Source organism: Pseudarthrobacter sp. NIBRBAC000502772 (assembly GCF_006517235.1).
Lineage (GTDB): Bacteria > Actinomycetota > Actinomycetes > Actinomycetales > Micrococcaceae > Arthrobacter.
This window is the reverse complement of sequence record NZ_CP041188.1, coordinates 3,135,070-3,161,952: the sequence shown is the minus strand read 5'-3', so window position 1 is coordinate 3,161,952 and position 26,883 is coordinate 3,135,070. Positions and strand designations below refer to the sequence as shown.

Annotated in this window: 26 protein-coding genes; 24 read left to right on the top strand and 2 right to left on the bottom strand. The window is 65.7% G+C overall.

The window, feature by feature from the left end; genetic code table 11:
• Nucleotides 1–105: 105 nt before the first annotated feature.
• The gene (aspS, locus tag NIBR502772_RS14555; protein WP_141140741.1) at nucleotides 106–1,893 is read left to right on the top strand and encodes an aspartate--tRNA ligase; all 1,788 of its coding nucleotides are present in this window, start codon (nucleotides 106–108) and stop codon (nucleotides 1,891–1,893) included.
• Nucleotides 1,894–1,962: 69 nt separating this feature from the next.
• On the top strand, nucleotides 1,963–2,802 hold the full coding sequence (locus tag NIBR502772_RS14550) for a GNAT family N-acetyltransferase (protein WP_141140740.1): 840 nt from the start codon (nucleotides 1,963–1,965) through the stop codon (nucleotides 2,800–2,802).
• A 119-nt stretch (nucleotides 2,803–2,921) separates the two neighbouring features.
• Here NIBR502772_RS14550 and NIBR502772_RS14545 read toward each other — a convergent pair whose 3' ends face one another.
• Nucleotides 2,922–3,593: an acVLRF1 family peptidyl-tRNA hydrolase gene (locus tag NIBR502772_RS14545; RefSeq protein ID WP_141140739.1), complete on the bottom strand. Its 672-nt coding sequence runs from the start codon at nucleotides 3,591–3,593 to the stop codon at nucleotides 2,922–2,924.
• A 74-nt stretch (nucleotides 3,594–3,667) separates the two neighbouring features.
• On the opposite strand from NIBR502772_RS14545, the gene NIBR502772_RS14540 reads away from it, so the two are divergent.
• The 22 genes from NIBR502772_RS14540 to NIBR502772_RS14435 all read left to right on the top strand — a co-directional run bounded on the left by NIBR502772_RS14540 (nucleotide 3,668) and on the right by NIBR502772_RS14435 (nucleotide 25,553).
• Entirely contained in the window at nucleotides 3,668–5,068 is a 1,401-nt protein-coding gene (locus NIBR502772_RS14540) for a replication-associated recombination protein A (protein ID WP_104060743.1), read from the top strand.
• Nucleotides 5,069–5,343: 275 nt separating this feature from the next.
• Nucleotides 5,344–5,970 (top strand): 30S ribosomal protein S4, encoded by a 627-nt coding sequence (gene rpsD, locus NIBR502772_RS14535; protein WP_058932352.1) that lies wholly within the window; start codon nucleotides 5,344–5,346, stop codon nucleotides 5,968–5,970.
• Nucleotides 5,971–6,115: 145 nt separating this feature from the next.
• Nucleotides 6,116–6,490, top strand: a complete 375-nt coding sequence (locus NIBR502772_RS14530; RefSeq protein ID WP_141140738.1) for a DUF948 domain-containing protein — start codon at nucleotides 6,116–6,118, stop codon at nucleotides 6,488–6,490.
• Nucleotides 6,491–6,507: 17 nt separating this feature from the next.
• Nucleotides 6,508–6,738 carry a DUF6167 family protein gene (locus tag NIBR502772_RS14525; RefSeq protein WP_246848535.1) on the top strand — a complete coding sequence of 77 codons (231 nt, stop codon included), beginning with the start codon at nucleotides 6,508–6,510 and terminating at the stop codon, nucleotides 6,736–6,738.
• Between the two features lie 119 nt (nucleotides 6,739–6,857).
• Nucleotides 6,858–9,536 (top strand): alanine--tRNA ligase, encoded by a 2,679-nt coding sequence (gene alaS / locus NIBR502772_RS14520; protein ID WP_141140737.1) that lies wholly within the window; start codon nucleotides 6,858–6,860, stop codon nucleotides 9,534–9,536.
• 7 nt (nucleotides 9,537–9,543) lie between these two features.
• Nucleotides 9,544–10,152, top strand: coding sequence for a Holliday junction resolvase RuvX (gene ruvX, locus NIBR502772_RS14515; protein WP_246848534.1), 609 nt, complete (start codon nucleotides 9,544–9,546; stop codon nucleotides 10,150–10,152).
• Nucleotides 10,136–11,749, top strand: a complete 1,614-nt coding sequence (mltG, locus tag NIBR502772_RS14510; RefSeq protein WP_141140736.1) for an endolytic transglycosylase MltG — start codon at nucleotides 10,136–10,138, stop codon at nucleotides 11,747–11,749. The genes ruvX and mltG overlap by 17 nt, the downstream gene beginning before the upstream one ends.
• Nucleotides 11,746–12,606 carry a shikimate dehydrogenase gene (locus NIBR502772_RS14505; RefSeq protein ID WP_141140735.1) on the top strand — a complete coding sequence of 287 codons (861 nt, stop codon included), beginning with the start codon at nucleotides 11,746–11,748 and terminating at the stop codon, nucleotides 12,604–12,606. Before mltG ends, NIBR502772_RS14505 begins: the two co-directional genes overlap by 4 nt.
• A gap of 26 nt (nucleotides 12,607–12,632) precedes the next feature.
• The gene (gene aroC, locus NIBR502772_RS14500) at nucleotides 12,633–13,832 is read left to right on the top strand and encodes a chorismate synthase (RefSeq protein WP_141140734.1); all 1,200 of its coding nucleotides are present in this window, start codon (nucleotides 12,633–12,635) and stop codon (nucleotides 13,830–13,832) included.
• Between the two features lie 59 nt (nucleotides 13,833–13,891).
• The gene (locus tag NIBR502772_RS14495) at nucleotides 13,892–14,401 is read left to right on the top strand and encodes a shikimate kinase (protein WP_141142087.1); all 510 of its coding nucleotides are present in this window, start codon (nucleotides 13,892–13,894) and stop codon (nucleotides 14,399–14,401) included.
• The gene (gene aroB / locus NIBR502772_RS14490; protein ID WP_141140733.1) at nucleotides 14,398–15,489 is read left to right on the top strand and encodes a 3-dehydroquinate synthase; all 1,092 of its coding nucleotides are present in this window, start codon (nucleotides 14,398–14,400) and stop codon (nucleotides 15,487–15,489) included. Before NIBR502772_RS14495 ends, aroB begins: the two co-directional genes overlap by 4 nt.
• A complete protein-coding gene (locus NIBR502772_RS14485; protein WP_104060735.1) occupies nucleotides 15,489–16,007 on the top strand; it encodes a tetratricopeptide repeat protein in 519 nt (172 codons plus the stop codon). Before aroB ends, NIBR502772_RS14485 begins: the two co-directional genes overlap by 1 nt.
• A 177-nt stretch (nucleotides 16,008–16,184) precedes the next feature.
• Nucleotides 16,185–16,748, top strand: coding sequence for an elongation factor P (gene efp / locus NIBR502772_RS14480; RefSeq protein WP_056340266.1), 564 nt, complete (start codon nucleotides 16,185–16,187; stop codon nucleotides 16,746–16,748).
• Nucleotides 16,748–17,158 (top strand): transcription antitermination factor NusB, encoded by a 411-nt coding sequence (nusB, locus tag NIBR502772_RS14475; RefSeq protein WP_056340263.1) that lies wholly within the window; start codon nucleotides 16,748–16,750, stop codon nucleotides 17,156–17,158. Before efp ends, nusB begins: the two co-directional genes overlap by 1 nt.
• A 125-nt stretch (nucleotides 17,159–17,283) precedes the next feature.
• Entirely contained in the window at nucleotides 17,284–18,018 is a 735-nt protein-coding gene (locus tag NIBR502772_RS14470) for a GntR family transcriptional regulator (RefSeq protein WP_141140732.1), read from the top strand.
• Between the two features lie 96 nt (nucleotides 18,019–18,114).
• Complete coding sequence (locus NIBR502772_RS14465) at nucleotides 18,115–19,116, top strand: sugar phosphate isomerase/epimerase (RefSeq protein ID WP_141140731.1); 1,002 nt, start codon at nucleotides 18,115–18,117, stop codon at nucleotides 19,114–19,116.
• An 8-nt stretch (nucleotides 19,117–19,124) separates the two neighbouring features.
• Nucleotides 19,125–20,915 carry a dihydroxyacetone kinase family protein gene (locus tag NIBR502772_RS14460; protein WP_141140730.1) on the top strand — a complete coding sequence of 597 codons (1,791 nt, stop codon included), beginning with the start codon at nucleotides 19,125–19,127 and terminating at the stop codon, nucleotides 20,913–20,915.
• Nucleotides 20,912–21,394 carry a ribose-5-phosphate isomerase gene (locus tag NIBR502772_RS14455; RefSeq protein ID WP_141140729.1) on the top strand — a complete coding sequence of 161 codons (483 nt, stop codon included), beginning with the start codon at nucleotides 20,912–20,914 and terminating at the stop codon, nucleotides 21,392–21,394. Before NIBR502772_RS14460 ends, NIBR502772_RS14455 begins: the two co-directional genes overlap by 4 nt.
• A gap of 2 nt (nucleotides 21,395–21,396) precedes the next feature.
• Entirely contained in the window at nucleotides 21,397–22,365 is a 969-nt protein-coding gene (locus tag NIBR502772_RS14450; RefSeq protein ID WP_141140728.1) for a 3-hydroxyacyl-CoA dehydrogenase family protein, read from the top strand.
• 11 nt (nucleotides 22,366–22,376) lie between these two features.
• A complete protein-coding gene (locus NIBR502772_RS14445) occupies nucleotides 22,377–23,144 on the top strand; it encodes an SDR family NAD(P)-dependent oxidoreductase (protein ID WP_141140727.1) in 768 nt (255 codons plus the stop codon).
• A gap of 156 nt (nucleotides 23,145–23,300) precedes the next feature.
• Entirely contained in the window at nucleotides 23,301–24,659 is a 1,359-nt protein-coding gene (locus tag NIBR502772_RS14440; protein ID WP_141140726.1) for an MFS transporter, read from the top strand.
• A gap of 9 nt (nucleotides 24,660–24,668) precedes the next feature.
• On the top strand, nucleotides 24,669–25,553 hold the full coding sequence (locus tag NIBR502772_RS14435; protein ID WP_141140725.1) for a triose-phosphate isomerase family protein: 885 nt from the start codon (nucleotides 24,669–24,671) through the stop codon (nucleotides 25,551–25,553).
• On the opposite strand, the gene NIBR502772_RS14430 is transcribed toward NIBR502772_RS14435, so the two are convergent.
• The gene (locus NIBR502772_RS14430) at nucleotides 25,527–26,789 is read right to left on the bottom strand and encodes a PrsW family intramembrane metalloprotease (RefSeq protein ID WP_141140724.1); all 1,263 of its coding nucleotides are present in this window, start codon (nucleotides 26,787–26,789) and stop codon (nucleotides 25,527–25,529) included. The two genes, NIBR502772_RS14435 and NIBR502772_RS14430, sit on opposite strands and share 27 nt — an antisense overlap.
• Nucleotides 26,790–26,883: the final 94 nt, after the last annotated feature.

Sequence of the window (26,883 nt, the reverse complement as noted above, 5' to 3'; positions counted from 1 at the left end):
GTCGGGCCTTTCCAGCGGGTAAACTCAGACGGGATTGTTCCCGGAACGATCCTATGCAGTTTTTTATCTTTTGTTTTCCTGCTGTCGTCTTCAGAAAGGCGTGCTGTGCTGCGCACACATGACCTCGGATCCCTTCGCTCCGAGCACATTGGACAAACCGTAACCCTGGCTGGCTGGGTGGGCCGCCGTCGTGATCACGGTGGTGTTGCATTCGTGGATCTGCGCGATGCGTCCGGCGTGGCCCAGGTTGTGGTCCGTGAGGAAGAGGTCTTCCACGGCCTGCGCAACGAGTACGTCCTGCAGATCACCGGCACCGTCTCCAAGCGCCCGGAGGGCAACGAGAACCCCGCCCTCGCCACCGGCGCCATTGAAGTCATGGCGGACAAGGTGGTTATCCTCAACACCTCCGATCCGCTGCCGTTCCAGATCGACGAGCACGTGGAGGTCGGTGAGGAAGCCCGCCTGAAGCACCGCTACCTCGACCTGCGCCGCCCCGGCCCCGCCCGTAACCTCCGGCTGCGCTCCGAAGCAAACCGGATTGCCCGTGAACTGCTCCACCAGGACGGTTTTGTCGAGATCGAGACCCCCACGCTGACGCGTTCGACGCCGGAAGGCGCCCGCGACTTCGTGGTCCCCGCCCGCCTGGCACCGGGTTCCTGGTACGCGCTGCCGCAGTCCCCGCAGCTTTTCAAGCAGCTCCTGCAGGTGGGCGGTTTCGAGAAGTACTACCAGATCGCGCGCTGCTACCGCGACGAGGACTTCCGCGCCGACCGCCAGCCCGAATTCACCCAGCTGGACATCGAAGCCAGCTTCGTGGACCAGGACGACATCATTGCCCTGGGCGAAAACATCGTCAAGGCGCTGTGGAAGCTGATCGACGTCGAGATCCCGACGCCCATCCAGCGCATCACGTACGCCGACGCCATGGCGCGCTATGGCTCGGACAAGCCCGATCTCCGCTTCGGCGTGGAGCTGACTGAGCTCACCGAATTCTTCAAGGACACCGGCTTCGGGGTCTTCAAGGCCCCGTATGTCGGCGCCGTGGTGATGCCCGGCGGCGCTTCCCAGCCGCGACGCACCCTGGACGGCTGGCAGGAATTCGCCAAGCAGCGCGGCCACAAGGGCCTGGCCTACGTGCTCTTCAAGGAAGACGGCGAACTGGCTGGCCCTGTTGCCAAGAACCTGAACGAAACCGAGCGTGCAGGCCTCGCCGACGCCGTGGGCGCCAAGCCGGGCGACTGCATCTTCTTCGCCGCCGGTGAGAAGTCAGCGGCCCGCGCCCTCCTGGGTGCTGCCCGCGTGGAGATCGGCCACCGCACCGGCCTGATCGACCCCAGCGCCTGGGCCTTCTGCTGGGTGGTTGACGCCCCCATGTTCGAACCGGCCGCCGCAGCGGTGGCCTCCGGCGATGTGGCTGTTGGCGCCGGAAAGTGGACGGCCGTCCACCACGCCTTCACCTCGCCCAAGCCTGAGTTCATGGACACGTTCGACAAGGATCCGGAATCGGCCCTGTCCTACGCCTATGACATCGTCTGCAACGGCAATGAAATCGGCGGCGGCTCCATCCGTATCCACGAGCGTGACGTCCAGGAACGCGTCTTCGAACTGATGGGGCTGGACAAGGCAGACGCCCAGACCAAGTTCGGCTTCCTGCTGGAAGGCTTCAAGTTCGGCGCTCCTCCGCACGGCGGCATCGCGTTCGGCTGGGACCGTGTAGTGGCACTGCTCGCGGGCGTTGAGTCCATCCGCGACGTCATTGCCTTCCCGAAGACGGGCAACGGCTACGACCCCCTGACACAGGCCCCCGCACCCATCACGGCGCAGCAGCGCAAGGAAGCCGGCGTGGACTTCAAGCCCCAGCCGAAAACGGACGAGCCCAAAAAGGCCGAGTAGTCCAAGAATCGCAGTCGAGAGGCTCCCCGGGAAACCGGGGGGCCTTTCGCATTGGAAGAGTGGTACGCCATGACAGCTCAACGTCCTGCACCAGCCCTGGGCCTGCCTGGGCTTGAGGCGCTGATGGATGCCGCCTGGCCGGCGCCGGACCGCGAGGAATCCGACGGCTGGGTGCTTCGCGCAGCCTCCGGCGTGACCCAGCGAGCCAACTCCGTCTGGCCGCGCGAGCCGGAGGGCGATATGCACCGGCAGCACGAGGCCTTGCGTGCAGCCCGGCTCTGGTACCGCGGCCGGCGCCTGCCGCTGATTTTCCAGGTCTTCGATGATCCCCGCTCCACCGGACTGAATGCCATCCTCGATGGGGAAGGCTTCACGCGCCAATCCGAAACGCTGGTGATGTGCCGGAGTAACGGCGCCCAGGCGGCGGACCAACCTGCGCTAACCCATCCTGCGGCGGCCCAACCCGGCGTCGAGATCTCCACGGTCCCCAGCGATGAGTGGCTGGAGCTGTGGTGGAGCGTGGATGGCCGCGGCGGCCTGGCCGAGCGCGACACCGCACGCAGCATCCTTGCAGGCTGCCCGTCGCTCTATGCCCTGGTGCGGTCCGACGGCGGCGTGCCAGCCGCCGTCGGCCGGCTCGCTCTCCCCGCCGCCGGGGAAGCAGGAAGCGGTTGGGGCGGGCTGTACAGCATGGCCACCCGCCCGGACGCCCGGCGGCGCGGCCATGCTCTGCGGATCATGCAGGCGCTCCTGCAGGAAGGCGCCGCCCGCAACCTGGCTGGCTACTGGCTGCTGGTCACCGCAGCGAACTCCGGGGCCCGGCAGCTCTACGCCCAGGCAGGATTCCAGGAGGCCGGCCGCTACCTCTACCGGCAGGAACGGCCCAAGCGGCACCTGACCGGCTGTTAAGAGGCCTGCCCCTGCCATAGGCAACGCGGGGTCACTTTTCGCCCGATAACCGAGGTTTATCGGGCGAAAAGTGCCCCCGCGTTGCATGAGGAGGTTCGCTCCGACTGGGCCATCGCCGGTTACGGTGCGTCCGCCACCTGTATCCTGACGGCGCAGACATCCGCGGCGGCCTTCCGCAGCACCGGGCCATTGGGATCAGGAACATCCAGGAAGTCCAGCCGGGGGACTGCGGCATACACCTTCATGGCAGGGTGGTCCAGGACCAGCCCCGCAAGGGTCCGGTCCCCGCCCGGAGCAACATATTCGAGAGGCTGGCCGCCGAAGGCCGCCGCGGCGTGGGCCGCCACTTTCTCCACCAGCTCATCAGCCTGGTTGGCCCGGCGCCGTGCGAACCGCTGCTGCGACTGGCCGCCGGCCGCGGTGCGGGACTGCACATAGCGGGACCCTGCCTTGGACGCGAGCAGGATGCCTTCCCGGGCAACGCCCACCGCATAGCCGCCGCGCCGCACAAGCACCAGGCCGGCCGTCCGTGGCTGGGCGGCGACGGAGGCCAGACGCTCCAGGGGATCAGCGCCGCGTCCAGGACGTCCGTCAGGTGGCCATGGAGCCTGGAGCAGCGCAGTGGTGCCGTCGTCCGCCAGCAGCCGCACGCCGTCGTCGTCATCGCTGATCCGGAAGCCGCCGTGCGAGGCACCGAAGCGTTCCGCCCAGCCGGCCAGGCGTCCGCCGGACACAAACGCGGTCCTGACGGACCCCGGGCGGCCGGCGCCGGGGGTACTGCGTGCGCTCATGGCGGGATCCCTTAGGTGGCGGACGGAAATGGAGGGCGGAAGTGGGGCAGTGAACTAATGAGTAGCCTATCTATGTGGATGATCTCTTCGCCCAAGGGCATGGCAATGACGACGACGACACTGACGAACCGTCGTCGTCCGGCCGTACCGCCGCGCCCCGCAGTCCCTTGGCCGTGCGGATGCGGCCACGCACCCTGGATGACGTGGTGGGCCAGCAGCACCTGCTGGGGCAGGGATCGCCGTTGCGGCAGCTGGCCGCCGGCACCGACGCCCTGGGTCCCGCAGGGCCCAGCTCGCTGATCCTCTGGGGACCGCCCGGGACCGGAAAAACCACGCTGGCGCACGTGATCGCCAAGGGCAAGGGGCGGAAGTTCGTGGAGCTGTCCGCCATCACAGCAGGCGTCAAGGACGTCCGGCGGGTTATGGACGAAGCCCTGACAGCACGGGACCTGTACAAGACCACCACTGTGCTTTTCCTCGACGAGATCCACCGCTTCAACAAGGCCCAGCAGGATGCCCTGCTGCCCGGCGTCGAGAACCGCTGGGTGGTGCTCGTAGCAGCAACCACCGAAAACCCGTCCTTTTCGGTGGTCTCGCCCCTGCTGTCCCGCTCCCTCCTGCTCACCCTGAAACCGCTGACGGAGGCGGACATCGAAGGGCTGCTGCAGCGCGCCGTGGCGGACGAACGCGGCCTGAACGGGAAAGTGGAGCTCAGCGCCGAGGCCCTGGCGCACCTCGTCCGGCTCGCGGGCGGCGACGCCCGGCGAGCCTTGACGGCACTCGAAGCCGCTGCAGGCGTGGCGTTCGGCGATGCGGACGATGCCGCTGCTGACTCGCTGGTCACCGTGGAGCTCAAGCACACCGAACGGGCCCTGGATGTGGCTGCCGTGCGCTACGACCGCGCGGGGGACCAGCACTACGACGTCGCCAGCGCCTTCATCAAATCGGTCCGCGGCTCCGACGTCGACGCCGCACTGCACTACCTGGCCAGAATGCTGGAGGCAGGGGAGGACCCGAGGTTCATCGCCCGGCGAATCGTGATTTCCGCGGCGGAGGACGTGGGAATGGCGGACCCCACCGCGCTGCAGACGGCGGTCGCCGCCGCCCAGGCAGTCCAGCTGATCGGCATGCCCGAGGGGCGGATCGTCCTGGCCGAGGCCGTGGTGCATCTGGCCACCGCCCCGAAATCCAATGCCGCGTACATGGGAATCAACAAGGCCGTCGCGGATGTCCGTGCCGGCCTGGGCAACGGGATCCCGGCGCACCTGCGTGATGCGCACTACCCCGGCTCCAAGCAGCTGGGCCACGGGCTCGGCTACAAGTACGCCCACGATGCACCCCATTCCGTGGCCAGCCAGCAGTACCCGCCGGATGATCTGGTGGGTCGGGACTACTACGAGCCCACCGCCAACGGCGCGGAACGGGACATCGCCGTGCGCCTCGAACGCCTGCGCAAGATCATCCGCGGCAACTGACCGGCGTCGGCGGTGGAGTGGCCCGGGCAGTGACGCCACGGGAGTGACCGGGGGAGCGGCGGCCGGAGCGGCCGGCGGAGTGTGGGAATGCGGCCGAATCCTGCTAAGATTGTTCGTTGTCTGGCAAGGCGCGGACGCAATCTCCCCATCCTTCAGTATTTCTGCTGTTTCGTTGGGGTAGCCCTGTGCCCAGTAGCAAAAGGCAGCGGTTGGCCGATGCTCTCCATTATGGAGGCCAGTAACACTGACACACCGCAGATATTGGAAGGACACAAGTGGCTAACAACACTCGTGCTCGCCGTACAGCACGCCTCTCGCGTGCACTCGGCATTGCTCTGACCCCCAAGGCCGCCAAGTACATGGAGCGCCGCCCGTACGGCCCCGGTGAGCATGGCCGTGCCCGCAAGAAGCAGGACTCCGACTACGCCGTACGTCTGCGCGAAAAGCAGCGTCTGCGCGCCCAGTACGGCATCCGCGAAGCCCAGATGACCCGCGCCTTCGAAGAAGCCCGCCGCACCAAGGGCCTGACCGGTGAAAACCTGATCGAACTGCTCGAAATGCGTCTCGACGCCCTCGTGCTGCGTGCCGGCTTCGCCCGCACCATCGCCCAGGCCCGCCAGCTCGTTGTGCACCGCCACATCATGGTTGACGGCATCCGCGTTGACCGCCCGTCCTTCCGCGTCAGCGAAGGCCAGCTTGTCCACGTCCACACCCGCAGCGAAACCATGGTTCCGCTCCAGGTTGCAGCAGCCGGCGCACACCGCGACGTCCTGCCCCAGGTTCCGGCCTACCTGGACGTCAAGCTTGACGCCTTGCAGGCCCGCCTGGTCCGTCGCCCGAAGCGCTCCGAGGTTCCCGTAACCTGCGAAGAGCAGCTCGTCGTCGAATTCTACGCACGCTAAATCCCAGCAGCGTATCCAAAGAAGCCCGTGGCAAGCGCCACGGGCTTCTTTGTATGTAAGGTACTTGGGGGACATCTGCGGAACGCATCAAGGCAGCGTGCGCGGAGGTAAAAGATCCACGTCAGTTTCAAGGAGATGAACGTCTATGTCTGGTGGCGATATTGCCGGCCTGATCGCAGCCGGGGTGTTTGCGCTCCTGGTGCTGCTGCTCGCCGTGCCCATCCTGAAGCTCGGCAGTGTGCTGGAGGAAGTTCGGACCTCCATCCGCTCCCTCAGCGATGGCGCCACGCCCCTGATGGACGAAGTCACCGCGACTGTGACCACCACCAACCAGCAGTTGAAGAAAGTGGATGGCATCGCCTCCAACGTTTCGGATGCGTCGGCAAACCTTTCCGCACTGTCGTCACTCGTTGCAGCGACAGTCGGTTCACCGCTGATCAAGGTGGCGGCCTTCAGCTACGGCGTGCGTTCAGCACTGGCCAACCGCAAGAAGCCCGCACCCGGCCGCCGCAGCCGCTAAGCCACCGGAGAATTGAAATGAAACGATTTGTCTGGATGGGAATCGGCGTGGCCATCGGAGTCATTGCGTTCCGCAAGATCAGCGAAGCCCAGTCCAACCTGGGGCCCGAGGGCCTGAACCGCGCGGTGGGCCGGCTGGCTGACGGCGTATACGACTTCGCCGATGCCGTGCGTGCCGGAATGCAGGAGCGCGAGACCGACCTTCGGGCCGCCCTTGGGATCGATTCCCAGGACGTAACCCGCCGCTGAACGCGCGGGCAAAACGCGCGAGAATTAAACCAGCAGTCGCCGCTTGCCGGCACTGCCGTCTGAATCAATAAGTCATGCGTGGCACAACGCGTGAACCGAGAAGGGTATGTAATCAGCTCATGAAGTCGCAGGAGATCACAAAGCGCTGGGTGGACTTTTTTGTCAGCAAAGGACACACCGCGGTTCCCTCCGCCTCGCTGGTCTCCAGCGACCCCTCCCTCCTGTTCACCGTGGCCGGCATGGTCCCGTTCATCCCTTACCTGACTGCCCGCGAGGAAGCCCCCTTCGCCCGGGCCACCAGCGTCCAGAAGTGCATCCGCACCGGTGACATCGAGGAAGTGGGCAAGACCGCCCGCCACGGCACCTTCTTCCAGATGTGCGGCAACTTCTCCTTCGGTGACTACTTCAAGGAAGACGCCATCAAGTACGCCTGGGAGCTGCTCACCAAGAGCGTGGACGATGGCGGATACGGACTTCCGCCGGAACTGCTGTGGGTGACGGTCTACGAAGAGGACGACGAAGCCAAGGAGCTGTGGCTCACGAACACCGGCGTCCCGTCCGAGCGCATCCAGCGCATGGGCAAGGCCGACAACTACTGGCACACCGGCCAGCCGGGCCCCGCAGGCCCCTGCTCGGAGATCTACTACGACCGGGGCCCTGCCTACGGCGTCGAGGGCGGTCCCATCGCCGACGAAAACCGCTACGTTGAAATCTGGAACCTGGTGTTTATGCAGTACCAGATCGACAACGTCCGCTCCAAGGACGACTTCGACGTCGTCGGCGAGCTGCCCAAAAAGAACATCGATACCGGCCTCGGCATGGAGCGGCTCGCGATGATCCTGCAGGGCGTCGAGAACATGTACGAGACCGACCAGGTCCGGCCTGTGATCGACAAGGCCGCCGAGCTGTCGGGCCGGGAGTACACTTCGGCCGAAACACCTGAGGATCCGCACCACACGGACGACGTCCGCATGCGCGTTGTCGGTGACCACATCCGTTCGGCCCTCATGCTGATCGCCGACGGCGTGACCCCGTCCAACGAGGGCCGCGGCTACGTCCTGCGCCGCCTGATCCGCCGCGCGGTGCGTTCCATGCGCCTGCTCGGCGTCGAAAAGGCCTGCCTGCCGGACCTGCTCCCCGCCTCACGCGATGCCATGAAGGGCGTCTACCCCATCGTGGCGACGGACTTTGACCGCATCAGTCGGATCGCCTACGCCGAAGAGCGGGCCTTCCTGCGCACCATCGCTTCAGGTACCGCCCGCCTCGAAGACGCCGTCACGGAGTCCAAGGCCGCCGGCACGCCGCTGTCCGGTGCAGATGCCTTCGCCCTGCACGACACTTACGGCTTCCCGATCGACCTCACTCTGGAGATGGCGGAAGAAGCCGGACTCAAGGTCGACGAGCCGGAATTCCGCCGCCTGATGCTCGAACAGCGCCAGCGTGCCCAGGCGGACGCCAAGGGCAAGAAGGGTGGCCACGCCGATCTCAGCGCCTTCCAGGAGCTGCTGGCCCAGGGCGAGACTGTCTTTACCGGATACACCGACCTGGATGGCGAGTCCCGGGTCCGGGGCATCCTCAGCCGCGGACAGAACGTGGGGCATGCTGCCACCGGCGACGAGATTGAACTCGTCCTGGCGGAGACACCGTTCTACGCTGAGGCGGGCGGCCAGTCGGCTGACACCGGCCTCATCACCGGTGACGGTTTCGTGGTCGAGGTCCTGGACGTCCAACGCCCCATCAAGGGACTGAGCGTCCACAAGGCAATCGTCCGCGAAGGCGAGATCGGCTCCGACTCACTGGTCCGCGCAGCCGTGGACCGCGAGCGGCGCCACGCCGCCGAGCAGGCCCACACCGGCACGCACATCGTCCATGCCGCCCTGCACCAGATCCTCGGCCCCGAAGCCACCCAGCGCGGTTCCTACAACAAGGCCGGCTACCTGCGCTTCGACTTCGCCTGGGGCGAAGGCCTCAGCACCGCCACGCGTTCGGAAATCGAGGAAGTCTCCAACCTCGCCATTCGCAACAACTTCCGCGTGGACACGAAGATCATGGGCCTGGCGGAGGCCAAGGCGCTGGGCGCCATGGCGCTCTTCGGCGAAAACTACGGCAGCGAAGTCCGTGTTGTGGAGATCGACGGCGCATGGTCCCGGGAACTCTGCGGCGGCACGCACGTGCCCAACACGTCCCTGATCGGCAGCCTGTCGCTGCTCGGCGAGCAGTCGGTCGGTTCAGGAAACCGCCGTGTGGAGGCGTTCGTGGGCATGGATGCCTTCCGCCATCTGGCCGCCGAGCGCGCCCTGGTGACTGAACTGACCGAGATGCTCAAAGTGCCTTCCGGTCAGCTCGCCGACAGAATCGCCAGCACGCTGAACAAGCTCAAGGCCACGGAGAAGGAACTCGACCGCCTGCGCAAGGAACAGATCGCCGCGGCCGCCGGAAACCTCGTGGGCACAGCCCGGGACGCAGCCGGCGTCCAGGTCATCGCACACGACGCCGGCCAGATCGGCGGCGCTGACGACATCCGTAACCTTGCCCTCGACCTGCGTAACCGCCTCGGTTCGGCAGCATCCACCGTGGCAGTGGCCGGTGTCAGCAATGACCGGCCCATGATCCTGGTGGCCACCAACGAGGCAGCCCGGGAAGCCGGCGTGAAGGCCGGGGCCCTGGTCCGGCTCGCGGCCGGAATCCTCGGCGGCGGCGGCGGCGGCAAGGACGACGTCGCCCAAGGTGGCGGCACGGACGCCGCCAAGGTCGCACCGGCGCTGGCCGCCGTTGTGGACGCCATCTCCCGGCGCTAGGGAACCCGTGACAGAATCCGCTGGCGCCGTCTACCCCCAGGGCATCAAACTGGGGGTAGACGTCGGCACCGTCCGCGTGGGCGTGGCCCTCTGCGACCGGGACGAAATCCTGGCAACTCCGCACAAGACCCTGGACCGCAACGCCAAGAAGAATTCCGACGTGCGTGTCATCGCGTCCCTCGCTGGGGAACTGGGCGCCGTCCAGGTCTTCGTGGGGCTGCCACGCACCATGAAGGGCGAGGAACACGCCTCTGCCAGGATGGCCACCGACTACGCCGGACTCCTGGTCGCGGAGTTCGTTGCCCGGGGAATGGATGTTCCGGTCAACCTCGTCGACGAGCGCCTGAGCAGTGTTACGGCGCACCGTAACCTGCACGAAGCTGGCATGAGCAGCCGGAACCACCGTAAAGTGGTGGATCAGGTCGCGGCGGCAGGCATCCTCCAGCACGCCATCGATATGCAAAAAGCCAGGGGAACGGACGTTGGCAGCCGCGTGACTGCGCCGCCCCGTACTCGGCCATCCGGAGCAGGTTCGGCAGTCCAGCCCGAGCATGCGGCCCCGGAAGGCACGACCCGATCTCAGAACACGGAAGGCTACAGTGAGCCCGTCCAGTAACGACGACGCCCCAGGCGCCACGAGCAACGATGGCGCCAGGCCGCTGACCCGAAAAGAGCTCCGCGCCCTGGAGAAGCACACGGGAGGCAGCGATGTGGTTCCCGAGCAGGCCTACGAAACGGGGCAGGATGCGCCCGCACCTGCGCCTGCCCCCGCCCCTGCGCCTGCCCCCGCTCCGGTCCAGGCGGCCGAACCGGTTCAGGCGCCTGAACCGGATCCGGAGCCGCAGCCGGCCGTCCCCACAGCCCCGGAAACGCCGCCTTCCATCCAGGACGCCGGTCCGGCCGCAGACCACCAGCCGGACGAAGCCCAGGTTCAGGAATACCACCCCGAAGACCAGCACTTTTATCAAGCGCACGACGCCGGGCACCCCCACCCTGACGAAGCGCACGACGCCGGGCTCCACTATCCGGACGAAGAACACCACGATGCAGGCCACCATGATGATGACAATGCCGATGACCACTACGCTGATGATCACCACCCCGACACCGGCCTGTTCGCCGGCGCAGCCACGCTTCCCGTAGTGGCAAAGCCCTCCAAGAAGGTGCGGCGCCGGCGCCGCCTCCTGGCGCTGTTCCTGACTCTTGTGGTCTTCGTGGCAGCGATCGCCGTGGGCGCGCAGTTCCTGAAGCCCTTGCTGGGAAACGATAAGGCGGCCGACTACCCCGGCCCCGGAACGGGCGAAGTCATAGTTTCGGTCCAGCCAGGTGAAGGTACGCGCTCCGTGGCCACCAAACTGGAAAGCGGGAAAGTAGTGGCCAACGCTGACACTTTCCTGCAGGCATTTGCGACTTCCGGCGGAACATTGTCGCCGGGGGACTACACGTTCAAGATGGAAATGAAGAACTCCGACGCCGTCAGCGTCCTGCTCGGCACCGACAAGAGCAAGGTCATCTACTTCGCCTTGAGCGCCGGTCTCAGAGTCGGCGAGTCGCTTCAGGCCATCTCCGAAGGCTCCGGTGTGTCGCTGCAGCAACTGAAGGAGCTCAGCAACGCTCCCACGCAGTTTGGGCTCCCGGCCAACGCCAAAAACCTTGAGGGTTTCCTCGCCCCGGGGGAATATCGCTTCCCGCTTGGCACACCGGCCAAGGACATCCTCCAGTCGCTGGTGAAAGTAACCACGGACGAACTGGTGGCACAGGGCATCTCCGATCCGGCGAAGCAGTATGAAGCTGTGATCGTGGCAAGCATTGTCCAGGCCGAAGGCGGACAGGCTGAGTACGGCGACGTTGCCGGGGCCATCTACAACCGCCTCAAGCCGAATGACCAGACCTCCGGATATTTGCAGGTGGATTCTGCTGTGACGTACGGGCTGGGCACCAAGAGCTTCAACTTCACCGATGAAGAGCGCCAGGACAAATCCAACCTGTACAACACCTACGCCAACCCGGGCCTGCCGCCGGGCCCCATCGGCTCCCCGGGCAAGACCGCCATCGATGCGGCGGCGAAGCCTAAAACCAACGATTACCTGTACTGGGTAACCATCAATCTGGACACGAAGGAGACTAAGTTCTCCAAGACGCTCGACGAACACAACGTCTACGTCAACCAGTACAACACCTGGTGCCAGGCCAACGTGGGCCGCTGCACATGAGTCTCCGGGCCGCCGTCCTGGGCCATCCGATCAGCCACTCCAAGTCCCCGGCCCTGCACCTGGCGGCCTACGGCAAACTCGGGATGGACATCGCCTACACGGCCCTGGACCTGACCGAGCAGGCTCTGCCCGCCTTTATGGAACAGGTCAGGACGCAGCAGGGCTGGTGTGGACTCTCAGTCACCATGCCCCTGAAATCAGGCATGTTTGCCGAGGTGGACGAAGTCCGAGGCGTGGCACGGACGCTGGGTGTGGTCAACACGGTCGCCTTCGAGGAAGACCTGGGCTCCGTCAGGCGCATCGGCTACAACACCGACGTCGCCGGCATCGTCAACGCTGTCCTTAACGCCGGAGTGGCGGCCAGCCCCGCCGCGGTGGTGCTGGGCGGCGGCGGTACAGCCGCGGCCGCTGTGGCCGCGCTGAAGGATCTGGGCACGCAGCACGCCCAGGTGTTTGTCCGGGATATCTCCCGGGCCGACGAAGCACGCGCCGCCGCGGCCGGAGTAGGCCTTTCCATAGCCGTCCGGCCGCTGACCGAAGCCGCCGTTCCGACCGCAAGTGCCGACGTCGTAATTTCCACGCTCCCGCCGCGCGCAGCGGACGGGCTGGCGGCGGAGATCGCCGCGTTGGGAACCGGAACACCCGGTGTCCTCCTGGACGTGGCCTATGATCCGTGGCCCAGCCAGATTGCGTCGGCGTGGCAGTCCGGCGGCGGTGCGGTGGTGCCCGGGCTCGAAATGTTGTTGTACCAGGCGGTGGAACAGGTACGCCTGTTCACTGGCCGCGGTGAGGACGTTAATGCGTCTGTCATAGATGTGATGTGCGACTCAGTCGGCCTTCCCCGACGGGCGTTCTGACCGCCATACGTGGCAGGATGGAAATTATGTTGCGTTGGTTGACTGCCGGTGAATCCCATGGTCCGGCCCTAATGGGAATTATTGAAGGCGTCCCCGCCGGTGTTGAACTCACCAGCGGGCAGATCGCCGATTCATTGGCACGCCGCCGCCTTGGCTACGGCCGGGGCGCCCGGATGAAGTTCGAGCAGGACGTCGTGACCATTCTCGGCGGCGTCCGCCACGGCCTGACCCAGGGCGGTCCGGTGGCCGTCCAGGTCGCCAACACCGAATGGCCCAAGTGGGAGCAGATCATGGCTGCCGATCCGGTGGATCCGGAAATCCTGGCCGACCAGGCCCGCAACGCACCCCTGACCCGGCCCCGTCCGGGCCACGCAGACTTCACCGGGATGCAGAAATACGGGTTCACCGAGGCCCGCCCTGTCCTGGAACGCGCCAGCGCCCGGGAGACCGCCACGCGGGTTGCCATAGGCACCGTGGCGTCCCAGTTCCTCAAGGCGCTCGGTATCGAACTGGTCAGCCACACCGTCTCCATCGCCAGTGTGACCGTGCCCGAGGGCCGTCCGTTGCCCGTTCCGGCCAACGTGATTGCGCTCGACGCCGATCCTTTGCGCTGTTTTGACCGCGAGACCTCCGACGCCATGGTGGCCGAGGTTGACGCCGCCCACAAGGAAGGCGAAACCCTGGGCGGTGTGGTGGAGGTTCTCGCGTACGGACTGCCGCCGGGACTGGGCAGCTATGTCCACTGGGACCGCAGGCTTGATTCGCGCCTCGCCGCCGCCCTGATGGGCATCCAGGCCATCAAGGGCGTGGAGGTCGGCGACGGTTTCCTGACGGCTGCGCGCCGCGGCTCCGCTGCCCACGACGAAATCGTCAAGGACGCGGACGGCAAGATCATCCGGACCAGCAACCGGGCCGGCGGCATTGAAGGCGGCATGAGCATCGGCGACGTCCTGCGCGTGCGGGCGGCCATGAAGCCCATCGCCACGGTGCCCCGCGCCCTTCGCACGGTTGACGTGAGCACGGGGGAGCCTGCCAAGGCGCACCACCAGCGCTCCGACGTCTGTGCCGTGCCGGCTGCCGGCGTGGTGGCCGAGGCGATGGTCGCGCTGGTTCTGGCGGAAGCCGTCACCGAAAAGTTCGGCGGTGACTCCGTGGCGGAGACCGCCCGCAATATCAAGGGTTACCTGGACAACATTCCGGCATCCCTGGACTCGATCGGCCACTAGTGACCGGGAGCCGTAAGGCCGGTGTGCCTGGCAACCGGCCCATTGTCCTCATCGGACCCATGGCGGTGGGAAAGTCCGCGATCGGCCACGAGCTGGCCAAGCTGCTGGACGTGCCCTTCGTCGATACGGACAGCCTGATCGTGGACGCCCATGGCAGCATCGCCTCCATTTTTGCCGGCCGCGGCGAGCACGCGTTCCGGGAGATCGAGGCCCGGACCGTTGCCAGCGCGGTGGAGCATGCAGAAGGCGCGGCCAGCGTGATTTCCTTGGGTGGCGGCGCCGTGCTGGATTCCGGCACGCAGCAGCTCCTGGGCCGCTGCACTGTGGTGTACCTCGAATGTGATGAGGAAACCGTGGCCAGCCGCATCGCCCGGAACTCGGGCCGGCCGCTGCTCGCCGGCGATGCCATGGCCCGATGGTCCGCTCTGTTTATGACCAGGAAACCCGTTTACGAACGGCTGGCCAACCTTGTGGTGGATGTCCGCCAGGGCTCGGTCAGCGAGCTGGGACACCGGCTCGAAGTTGCGCTGCGTGACTACGCGGCCGCCAAACAGGAAGTTGAAAATTGAGCGTCGATTCAACAGTCATCAAGGTCACCGGCGAATCCGCTGGGCAGAATTACGACGTCGTAGTTGGCCGCGGTCTGCTGGGGAACCTTCCGGCATTGCTGGGGGAGCGGGTCCGGCGTGTGCTGGTCATCCATCCCCGTGCGCTGCGGCTCACTGGTGACACTGTCCGCGACGAGCTCGCTGCAGCGGGTTTCACGTCGCTGACCGCGGAAATCCCGGACGCCGAAGAAGGCAAACACATCCAGGTCGCCGCTTTCTGTTGGCAGGTCCTGGGCCAGAACGACTTCACGCGCTCCGACGCCATCGTGGCAGTGGGCGGCGGAGCCGTCACAGACCTGGCCGGATTTGTCGCGGCCACCTGGCTCCGCGGCGTCAAGGTCATCCACATGCCCACCAGCCTGCTGGGCATGGTGGATGCTTCCGTGGGTGGAAAGACCGGCATCAACACGGCTGAGGGCAAGAACCTGGTGGGCTCCTTCCACCCGCCGGCCGGCGTGCTGGTGGACCTGGACACCCTGAACACCTTGCCCCGGAACGAAATCATTTCCGGCATGGCCGAAGTCATTAAATGCGGCTTCATCGCAGATCCGGCCATCCTTGACCTGATCGAAAAGGACCCGGCGGCGGCCACCGACTCCGGATCGGACGCCCTGCGCGAACTCATTGAACGCGCCATCGCGGTCAAAGCAAGGGTGGTCTCGGAAGACCTCAAGGAATCCGGGCTGCGCGAAATCCTGAACTACGGCCACACCTTGGCGCACGCCATTGAACTGGTGGAACGGTACTCCTGGCGCCACGGCGCGGCGGTATCGGTGGGCATGATGTTCGCCGCTGAACTTGCCCGCAGCGTTGGCCGGCTCAGTGACGCCGACGCCGACCGACACCGCAGCATCCTGGAAACCCTGGGCCTCCCGGTCACGTACAGGCGGGACCGCTGGCAGGGGCTGCTGGACGGCATGCGGCGCGACAAGAAGTCACGCGGGGACCTCCTGCGCTTTGTGGTCCTGGACGGCATCGCGAAGCCGGGCATCCTGGATGTCCCGGACACGTCGCTGCTCTTCGCCGCCTACCAGGAAATCGCCTCCTGATGCAGGGCGACGTGGCAGGCACCAGCGACTGGCCCGAGGCTGGCTTCCCCGGAATCCGGATCAACCCGGTCTCCCTGCTGCCGGAGATCGTCAACGAGGACGCTTGCCGCGCGGCCCTGGCGGCGTCCACGGACCCGTCAGACCAGATCTTCGTCCTGATCGTGGAAGGGCACGCTGCGGAGGCGGCCGAACTCCTCGCGGAGGCCCGCTTCAAGGACCCTGAGTCCTTCCGGCTTCGCACGTTCGAGGCCGAGGTGCTGCGTGTCTCACACCGCACCGACCGCGCCCTTGATTTGTTCAGGCAGTTGCTCGCGGAGTTCCAGGGGACCGACCGTGAAGCCCTGGTCCTGCAATACCTGGGCAAGGCCCAGTACGCCGCCGGACATACGTCCGCCGCGGTGGAAGCCTTTGCCCGTGCCTTGGACCTGCGGGTTGCGCAATCGGCTGATGCCGCACAGATCTACTCGTCCACCGTGGCGCTTCAGCGGGCCCGCGACGTCCTGGATCTTGCCTGCTGACAGGCCTGTTACGTTCCGGGGTTGGCGGCCGGAAGGCCCGGACGCAGTCCGCCCGGGTTTTACCGGTAGAATGGTTCTTGGATTTTTGATAAACACGCGCTGGCGGGCCGTTCGGCTTGCCTGGCCGGCATAGAACGTCTGACAACTGACCAGACAGATAGAAACCAGAGGATACCAGTGGCAACCACTAACGACATCAAGAACGGAACGGTCCTGAAGCTTGAGGGCCAGCTCTGGAACATCATTGAATTCCAGCACGTCAAGCCCGGCAAAGGTGGCGCGTTTGTGCGGACCAAGATGCGGAACGTGATGTCCGGCAAAGTTGTAGACAAGACGTTCAACGCCGGCCTTAAGATCGAGACGGCCACGGTTGACCGCCGGGACTACCAGTACCTGTACCAGGACGGCGCCGACTTCGTGTTTATGGACACCTCGGACTTCGACCAGCTCACTGTCTCCGGCGCCACTGTTGGTGACGCCACCAACTTCATGCTGGAGAACCAGATGGTGAACATCGCCATCCACGAAGGCAACCCGCTGTACATCGAACTTCCGCCCAGCGTTGTCCTTGAGATCACCTACACCGAGCCGGGCCTGCAGGGCGACCGCTCCTCGGCCGGCACCAAGCCCGCAACGCTGGAAACCGGCTACGAGATCCAGGTTCCGTTGTTCGTCGAGAACAACACCAAGGTCAAGGTCGACACCCGCGACGGCAGCTACCTTGGCCGGGTCAGCGAGTAGTGAGCGCACGCGGTAAGGCCCGTAACAGGGCACTGGATGTCCTCTTCGAGGCCGAGCAGCGCTCGGTTTCCGCCTTCGATGTACTCAGGTCCCGGCGCGAACTGACCGACCAGATCGTGAACCCGTACACCTTGGAAATCGTGGAAGGCGTCGTCTCACAGCAGACCGCCATCGACGAATTTCTCGAGACCTATTCCCAGGGCTGGACCCTGGAACGTATGCCTTCGGTGGACCGCATCATCCTGCGGATCGGCACCTGGGAACTGCTGTACAACGACGACGTTCCCGACGGTGTCGCGGTCAGTGAGGCAGTGGCACTGTCCAAGACGCTCTCAACGGATGAATCGCCGTCGTTCATTAACGGCCTCCTCGGCCGTCTGCAGCAGCTGAAGCCCTCCCTCTTGGCCTGAGCTGCTGTGCCGCGGGCCAAGAGCCCGCGAACGGCGCCATAAAGAGCCCCGCCAGGTCCACCTGGCCGGGGCTCTTTGCGTCCCCGGAAACGATCGCTGACCGGCGCTTCCTATAGGATCTGACTATGCAAAACGCGTCCACAGGCCCCCGCGCCGGCAGCAGCACAGATGACCAGACCGGCCCCCGCAGGGCCGGCCGCGCGGTCAGCCGCGAGGTGCTGGCGGACCATGTTTACGCGGAGCTCCTGGCCTCCCTTATGGATGGCCGGCTGGCGCCCGGCGCCGTGGTCAGCATTGACGGGACGGCCCGCGAACTGGACGTTTCTCCCACTCCGGTCCGCGAGGCCCTTGCTCGGCTTGAGCACACCGGAATGGTCCGGCGGGTGGCGCTGAAAGGCTACCGCGTGGCTCCCGTTTTTACGCAGGAGGATTTTGCGGAGCTGATGGAGGCGCGGTTGGCAATCGAGCCCGTCAACGCCCGGCTGGCCTGTGAACGCATCAACCAGCATGGCCTGGCCGAGCTCGGGAAGGCCGTTGAGGACCTGAAATCCGCACCCCGGGGACCTTCGTTTGCCGAGTTCAAGGACTACCTCGAAGCGGACGAGAGGTTCCACCAGCTGATTGCGCGGCAAACCGGAAACCAGTTTATGGAGGCCGCCTACTCAGCCCTCGGAGGACAGGTCCAACGGTTCCGGCTCTTCGGCGGCGTGGGCATTACGGATGCCGAGCACGCCATCGCGGAACACGAGGCAGTTCTGGCCGCCGTTACCACCGGCGATCCCGACAAAGCAGCCGCAGCGATGGCGGACCACATCCGCAAGGTCCGTTCCCGGGCCATTGCCGACGCCCCGGAAAGCTGAACCGGGACGGGCAGCGCCTCTCAGGGATGTGATCTTGACAACTCTTTTTTGATAGTAGATCCTATAGGAAAGAGGATTACGAAGGAGTAAAGCACCGTGGCTTACACAGCTGAGAACTGGCCCATCACCGCAGCGCTGCTGCAGTTTCCGGGAACTGATGCACAGGGCACGCATATCAACGACGCCGACGCGTCCAGTTGGGCGGAAGTCCTGACCGAGGTCAAGGAAGCCGGCTTCGCCAACGCTGACCTGACCGACAGCTGGGTCCGTCCCGGCGATCTGAGCAAAGAGCGGCTCGCCGAGTTCAAACAGACTGCAGAGACTGTGGGCATCGGGATCCCGGTCATTTCCGCCATCCGCCGCAGCGTGATCCATCAGACGGACTGGGCCGACAACCTCGCCTACAGCCACCGGACCATCGACGCAGCCGCCGAGCTCGGCTGCGAAGTAGTCTCCTTCGGACTGCACCAGGCCATTACCCCGGAGCAGCAGAAGCAGCTATGGTTCTGGACCGTTGAGGGCTACAAGGACCCGGTGGGGGACAGGGAAGTGTGGGGCAAGGCAGTCTCCCGCATCCGTGAGCTGGGCCAGCACGCAGCAGACGCCGGCGTCCTGCTCTCCCTGGAGATGTACGAGGACACCTACCTCGGCACGGCGGACTCCTCGGTACAGCTCGTCCAGGACATCGGCCTGGCCAATGTTGGGCTCAACCCGGACCTCGGCAACCTGATCCGGCTGCACCGGCCCATCGAGGACTGGCGCGAAATGGTAGCCAAGACCATGCCGTATTCGAACTACTGGCACATGAAGAACTACATCCGGGACGAGGACGTGGCGCGGGACAGCTACATCACCATGCCCGCCCCGATGGAGAGCGGCCTCATCAACTACCGCGAAGCCTTCAAGGTTGCACTCGCCTCCGGCTACCAGGGCATCATCTGCGCCGAGCACTACGGCGGGGACGGCCTGAGCGTGACGGCACGCAACCAGGAGTACCTCCGCCGCCATGTCCTGCCGAAACGGGACGGCTACGCCCTGGGCCAGAGCCAGGTGTCCCAGGGGCGGCAGCAGCCCGCCGCGGAACTGGCAGGAGTCTAGGTAAAGCCATGACGCAGATCTTTGACAATCCTGCTGATTTCGCGGATGAGGCGCTGGACGGCTTCGTCGCTGCCAACCGCGCATACGTTGCCCGCGTGGACGGCGGTGTGGTCCGCTCGACTGACATGCCCGCCGGCCAGGTCGCACTCGTCGTCGGCGGCGGCTCCGGCCACTACCCGGCCTTCGCCGGTCTGGTTGGGCCGGGGCTGGCAGCAGCCTCCGCCTGCGGCAACATGTTCGCTTCACCGGCCGCCGGGCAGATTTACCGCGTGGCCAAAGAGGCAAATGCCGGCGGGGGAGTGCTGCTGAGCTACGGCAACTACGCGGGCGACGTCCTGCACTTCGGCCAGGCGCAGCTGCGCCTGAACGCCGAAGGCATCGAGACCCGCACGGTCACCGTCACGGACGACATCGCCAGTGCACCACTGGACCAGATCGGAAAGCGCCGCGGCATCGCCGGCGACCTCACGGTGTTCAAGATTGCCGGCGCCGCCGCCGAAGCGGGCCTGAGCCTGGACGACGTGGAACGGCTTGCCATCAAGGCTAATGACCGTACGCGTTCCCTGGGCGTGGCCTTCGACGGTTGCACCCTGCCCGGCGCCGGCGAACCGCTCTTCCACGTGCCCACAGGCCAGATGTCCCTGGGCCTGGGCATCCACGGGGAACCGGGCATCTCGGAACATCCCATGCCCACGGCGTCCGAACTCGCTGAACTGCTGGTCTCGCGCCTCCTCGCGGACACCCCGGATCACCGCGGAAGCCGCGTGGTGGCCATCGTCAACGGCCTCGGTACCGTCAAGTACGACGAACTTTTCCTCCTGTTCGGCAAGATCGAGAGACTCCTCGTCAACGCCGGACTGACCGTGGTGGAACCGGAATGCGGCGAGTTGGTCACGAGCCTGGACATGTCAGGGCTATCCCTCACGCTGCTCTGGCTGGATGAGGAACTCGAACGCTACTGGGCCGCGCCAGCAGACTCACCGGCCTACCGCAAGGGCAACCTGGCTCCGCGTGCCCGCCGCCAGCTGGCCGGACCGGAAGACGCCGTGGCCGGCGAAGTGGAAGAAACGACGGCGGCAGCAGCGGACCTGGGCCGGCTGGCAGCCGCCGTGCTCGCCCAGGTGCGGGACGTCGTCGTCGAACACGAAGAGGAACTGGGCAACCTGGACGCCATAGCCGGCGACGGCGACCACGGCATCGGCATGCGCCGCGGCGTGGAGGCAGCAGCCGGCGCCGCGGCACAGGCCGCAGCGTCCGGCGCGTCGGTGGGGCGGGTGCTTGAAGCCGCCGGCGAAGCCTGGAGCGAACGCGCCGGCGGAACCTCCGGCGCACTGTGGGGATCTGCGGTCATCGCGTCCGGATTTGCCCTGGGCAACCGGGAAACCTACACCGATGAGGACGCGATCGCCGCCGTGACCGCATTCGTGGGCGCCATTACCGAGCTCGGCAAGGCCGAGCCGGGCGACAAGACCATGGTGGACGCGCTCCTGCCTTTCCGGGCGGCGTTCCTCCGGGAGTTCGACGGCGGCACCACCCTGGCCCAGGCCCTCACCGTTGCCGCCTCCGCTGCCATGGCGGCGGCTGCCAAAACGGCGGAACTGCGCCCGCTCAAGGGCCGCGCCCGTCCGCTGGCCGAAAAGAGCCTCGGGCACCCCGACCCCGGCGCGGTCTCCTTTGGACTGATCGCCGAACGGATTGCCGCATACATCCACTCTGGCCTGGCGGAGCCAAACTTCACGGAGCCAGGGCTGGTCCATTCTGAACTGGCTTACGCGGCCGGAAAAGGAGCAACAACATGAACACCCACGCAGGTTGGCGCATCGTCATCGGCAACGATGAGGCCGGCGTTGAGTACAAGGAAGCACTGAAGGCGCTGCTCACGGCAGACAGCCGCGTTGCCGCCGTGCTGGACATCGGGGTTGGGGCCAACGATGCCACAGCCTACCCGCACGTCGCGGTCAAGGCCGCCCGCAAGGTGGCGGACGGGGAAGCAGACCGCGCACTCCTCATCTGCGGAACGGGACTGGGTGTAGCCATCGCGGCCAACAAGGTACCCGGAATCCGTGCAGTGACCGCCCACGACGGCTATTCCGTGGAGCGCTCCGTCCTCAGCAACAACGCCCAGGTCCTCACGCTGGGCCAGCGGGTCATCGGCCTGGAACTCGCCAAGAAGCTCGTGGGCGAGTGGCTCGAGTACCGCTTTGATGAAAGTTCAGCGTCCGCCGGCAAGGTCGACGCCATCTGCTCCTATGAGCCCGAATACACGAAGGCAGTCTGATCATGACCACAACACCCAACAGCGCACGCAAGATCGCCGTCGTCGGATCGGGATACATGGGCGGCGGTATTGCCCAGGTCCTGGCACTGGGCGGAGCCCGGGTTGCCCTGGCCGATGTCTCCGCCGAGGTGGCGCAGAACAACTATGAGCGGCTGCTGGCCGAATCGGACCAGTTCGTCGCCGACGGCCTGTTCCCCGAGGGGTCAACGGCCATCCTCAAGCAGAATCTGTGGGCGGCCAAGGACATCGAGGAAGCCGTGGCGGATGCCGACTTCATCGAGGAAGCCGTGCCCGAAGTCATCGCCATCAAGCACCAGACCCTGGCGCGGATCAGCGCCGCCGCCCGGCCGGACGCCATCATCGGTTCCAACACGTCAACCATCTCCATCGCGGAGCTGTCCGAGCCGGTCGCCAACCCGGAGCGGTTCCTGGGCGTGCACTTCTCGAACCCGTCCCCGTTCATCCCTGGCGTGGAAATCATCCCGCATGCCGGCACGTCGGCCGCCACCATCGGTGCCGTCCGGGACCTCGCCCATGCCGCCAACAAGCAGACCGCGGTGGTCAAGGACGTCACCGGATTCGTCCTGAACCGCCTGCAGTACGCACTCTTCCACGAGGCCGCGCAGCTCGTGGAGCAGGGAATCGCCACCGCCGAGGACGTGGACACCCTGGTCCGCACCACCTTCGGCTTCCGCCTGCCGTTCTTCGGTCCGTTCGCGATCGCAGACATGGCCGGCCTGGACGTCTACAACTTCTGCTACAAGTCACTGCAGACCGAATTCCCGGAACGCTTCGCCACGCCCAGGATCCTGAGTGACCTGGTGGAAGCAGGCAAGCTCGGCACCAAGACCGGCGCCGGCTTCCTCAACGTCCCCGCCGAACGCACCCCGGAACTCATCGCCTACCGCAACAGGGCATACGTGGCCATGCAGAAGCTCATCGACGAGCTCGGCCCGGCCCCCATCAACTAAGGAGCATTTCCATGGCCACTTTCCCCGCCGAACGCACCGCCATCATCACCGGCGCCGTCTCCGAACGCGGTATCGGCCGCGCCACGGCCGGCTACCTTGCCGCCCAGGGCTGGAACATCGGCATCATCGACCTGGATGACGCCCAGTCCCAGTCCACCGCCAAGGAAATCGCCGCCCAGTACGGCGTGAAGGCCCACGGCGTCGGCGCCAACATCGGCGACGAAGCCTCCGTCCGCGCGGCCATCGACTCGATCGAAGCAGAGCTGCCGCAGGTCGTCGCACTGGCCAACGTGGCCGGTGTCAGCTCACCAGTTCCGTACCTCGAACTGGACGCCGCTGAATGGGACCGCGTTATGAGCATCAACCTCAACGGTGTCCATTACGCCACCCGCCGCGTCGCCGAATCCATGGCGAAGAACCGGATCGGACGCATCGTGAACATCTCTTCCGTGTCCGCCCAACGCGGTGGCGGCACTTTCTCCAAAACGCCGTACTCCGCGGCGAAGGCAGGGGTCATCGGCCTGACCCGCGCCACCGCCCGCGAGCTGGGGGAGTACGACATCACGGTGAACGCCATTTCCCCCGGCCCCGTCGACACGGACATCATGGGCGGCACCCTCAGCCAGGAACGCAAAGACAAACTCACCAAGGACCTCGTGGTTAACCGAGTCGGTTCCACCCGCGACATCGCAGCAGCCATCGCCTTCCTCATCAGCGAGGACGCCGGATACATCTCCGGCCAGACGCTGAACGTGGATGGCGGACTCTACATGCACTAGGAAGGACCACCATGGGCTCCTGGACCAAGGAACGCAGAATCTACCTGGCCGTGGGCGTGTTCGCCTGCCTGGTTGGCGCAATACTCATCGCCTTCTCGCTCTAACCGCTCCACCTTCCACTGATTTGCTCACCTGCTTACTCAACGAGGAGTTTGAATGACTGTCACCACTGGAACAAACGCCACCAAGGAGTTACTGGATTCACCGGTCCTAAGATCGGCGATCTCCAAAGCCTCCTTCCGGCTGATGCCGATGCTCGTCATCCTGTACGTCGTGGCCTTCCTGGACCGCACCAACGTGGGCTTCGCCGAGGCAGCACTTGAGGTGGACAGGGGCATCACCGCCGGCGCATATGCCCTGGGCGCCGGTATCTTCTTCATCGGCTACGCCTTGTTCGAGATCCCTTCCAACCTGCTGCTGACCAAGTTCGGCGCCAAGGTGTGGCTGGCCCGCATCGCCATCACGTGGGGCATCGTCTCGGCCTGCTTCGCCTTCGTCCAGGGCGAGACGTCCTTCATCATCCTGCGCTTCCTGCTCGGCGTGACCGAGGCCGGCCTGTTCCCGGGCGTCATCATGTTCCTGGCCGCCTGGTTCCCCAACAAAGTCCGCGTCAAGATGTTCGCCATCTTCTACCTGGCCCAGCCGTTCTCCCAGATGATGGGCGCCCCGCTGTCGGGGTGGCTCATCAACATCGGTGACCAGGTTCCCGGCGTTGCCGGCTGGCAGGTCATGTTCTTCGTTGAAGGCATGCTGGCTGTACTCGCCGGTATTGCCGCCTACTTCTTCCTCATCAACACCCCGCAGGACGCGAAATTCCTGGACAAGGACGAGAAAAAGGCGCTTCTGGACGTTATGGCCCTCGAGGACGGGGTCAAGGAAAAGGACGGCCCCCGCGGTGTCCTCGCCGCCATGAAGAACCGCAAGGTCTGGTACTTCACCGCCATCTATTTCTGTCTCCAGATTGCCGTCTACGGCGTGACGTTCTACCTGCCGCAGCAGGTGGCACAGCTCACCGGGCAGAAGGTGGGCATCGAAGTGGGCCTGCTGGCGGCCATCCCATGGTTCTTCGGCATCTTCGCGTGCTACTTCATCGGCAAGGCCGCCAACACCATCGTCCGCCGCCGCGTCTGGGGCACGGGCCTGTTCATCTCCACGGGCCTGTGCATCTTTGGCTCCGCCTGGGCGGGCTCCAGCCACCTGCCGGCGCTGGGCATCATCTTCATCACCCTCGCGGTGTGCAGCTTCCTCTCGATCGGTCCCATCGCGTGGTCCTACCCGACGGCGTTCCTCACCGGAACGGCGGCCGCTGCGGGCATCGGCCTGATCAACTCGCTGGGTAACCTGGGCGGCTTCGTGGCCCCCATCCTGCGGACCACGGTCAACCAGGTCACCGCATCGGACACCGGCACCATGGGCGTGTACGCCCTGGGTGTCCTTCCGTTCGTGGCGGCGATCATGATGTACGCCACCAAGAGGTTCCGCAACAAGGCCGACGATCTGCTCGACAACAAGTGACCGGACACCATGGCTGAATGCAGCAGCGCTGACCACAGCGGCACCCCGGAGATCCTCTACATCGGCGTCAGCACCAAGATGTACATGGGATACCGGGACTGCCTGGACTGGCTCGCCCGCATACAGCATGAAGTGGACTCCCGTCCGGCCCTTGCGGCCGGGCGGGTGGTCCCGTTTGTGATCCCTTCCTTCCCGGTCCTTCCGGCCGCCGGCAGCGTCATCTCAGGATCACCGCTTCTGCTGGGGGCCCAGAACTGCGGCTGGGCGGACGGCCCGTGGACAGGTGAGGTGTCGCCGTCGCTTCTGGCCGAGCTTGGGGCAAGCCTCGTGGAGATCGGCCATGCCGAACGGCGGCGGCACTTCGGCGAGGACAACACCATGATCGCCCGGAAAATCAGGGCAGCCGACGACGCCGGCATCACCCCGCTGCTGTGCGTGGGCGAGGAAACACGCAATGAAAAAAGCGGGACCGGAGCCAGCGGAGCGGCCGCATTTGTCCATCAGCAGATCGACGCGGCGGTCGGCGGTGATTGGGCCCTGGCATCAAGACTCATGATCGCCTACGAACCGGTCTGGGCCATTGGCGCAGCCGAGCCCGCCGGCGCAGGCTACGTCGCCGCCGTCGTGCGTTCACTCCGAACGCTGCTGGCTGCCCATTCGCACGAGGCAGGCAGCACATTGGGGGAGCTGCCGGTCATCTATGGCGGGTCGGCCAAGCCAGGGCTGCTGCCCGCGCTCGACGGCGTCTCCGGACTTTTCCTGGGCAGGTTCGCCCACGATGCGGCGAACTTCGGCAAAGTCCTCGACGAGGCACTGTCAATGACGGCTTTGCCGGAACCTAGCCGGAGGAACCGAACGGCGCCCGCGTCAGCCCGCGACGGCGGCGCGCAGTGACAGAATCCGCTGCAACTGCTGCTGTTCCTCCATCTGGTGCAGCCGGACGTCGCGGCCGCTGAGGATGCGCTGCCGGATGAAGGCGAGCTGGGTGGCAGCGTGGAGGAACGCCTTCATCTGCGGGCGGCGGTGGTAGCCGGCCGCCCACTGCAGGGCGATCCGCCGGCCGCGCGGGGTGGCCAGCAGTTCCACCTCGGCGGGGCTGAACCAGCCAGCCGCGGAGTATTCCATCAGCCGTTGGCGGGTGAGCCGGCTTTCAGCGACGCGGAGGAGGACGATGCCCACAACGGCCAGCACAAAGATGGGCACCTGGACCAGGATGTATTCCGACAGGAAACCCGCGCCCATGCTGTTCCACCGGTTATGCAGCAGCATCGCAGGGATCAGCCCGATGACAAAGGCCAGCACCGAGGCTCCGGAGTGCCAGCGGCGGGCGGCGAAACCCATGATGAGGCCGGTGGTTCCCGTGAAGATGGCATGGGCGAAGGGTGACATCACGCCGCGGAGGAGGAAGATCTGGGCCAGATCCGTTCCCGGGTTGGCGGATTCGGCGATGGCCCTGCCAAAGTAGAGGATGTTTTCGGTGAACGCGAAGCCGCCGGCGATGGTGAAGGCGAAGACTATGCCGTCCACCGGACCGTCGAAGTGTTTGCGCGCCAGCAGCAGGATCATCAGCAGGCCCAGGGACTTCGCGAACTCCTCCACCACGGGCGCCTGGACGGTGGCCATAAACGTCTGGAAGTCAGCCACCTCGCTGAACTGGAAAGTCAGGGCGAAGAACGGCTGGATGAGCAGCGTGACCGCGATGGACACCGCAGCGCCCCAGGTGAACGCGAAGACCAGGAGCCGCTTGGGTTCCGGTTCCCACCGGTCGATCAGATAGACCGCAAGGAGCACCGCGGACAGCGGGATAAGTGACAGCACAAACCCTGCCAGGAACCCGCCCACGCCGGTGTTGGCCACTAAGAACGGCACCACCAGGAACAGGCTGAGGAAGACGAGGGCGGCGCCGCCCACCGTCAGTGCCAGAAGGCCTGCGGGCCGGCGGCCAGCCAGGGTTTCCTGCGGAGGCCCCAGCGGCGGCAGCCGGGCCGCATTGGTTCCGGGCGCGGGCCGGTAGTACTCCGGTTCAACCCGGCCCATCCAGCTGGGGTTCGCCTGCGTGGGGAAAGGATCCGGTGGGCCGGCCGGCCCACCGGCCTGGCCGGAACCCGGCTGATGAGGGTGCATGGACATACCGGAAGCCTATGATGCCCCTGCCGATGTGGTAATTTTGAAACGCAAATGATCCTTTTTTAATTCCGTCCCGTGAGGCGGGGAAAGGGGAGAC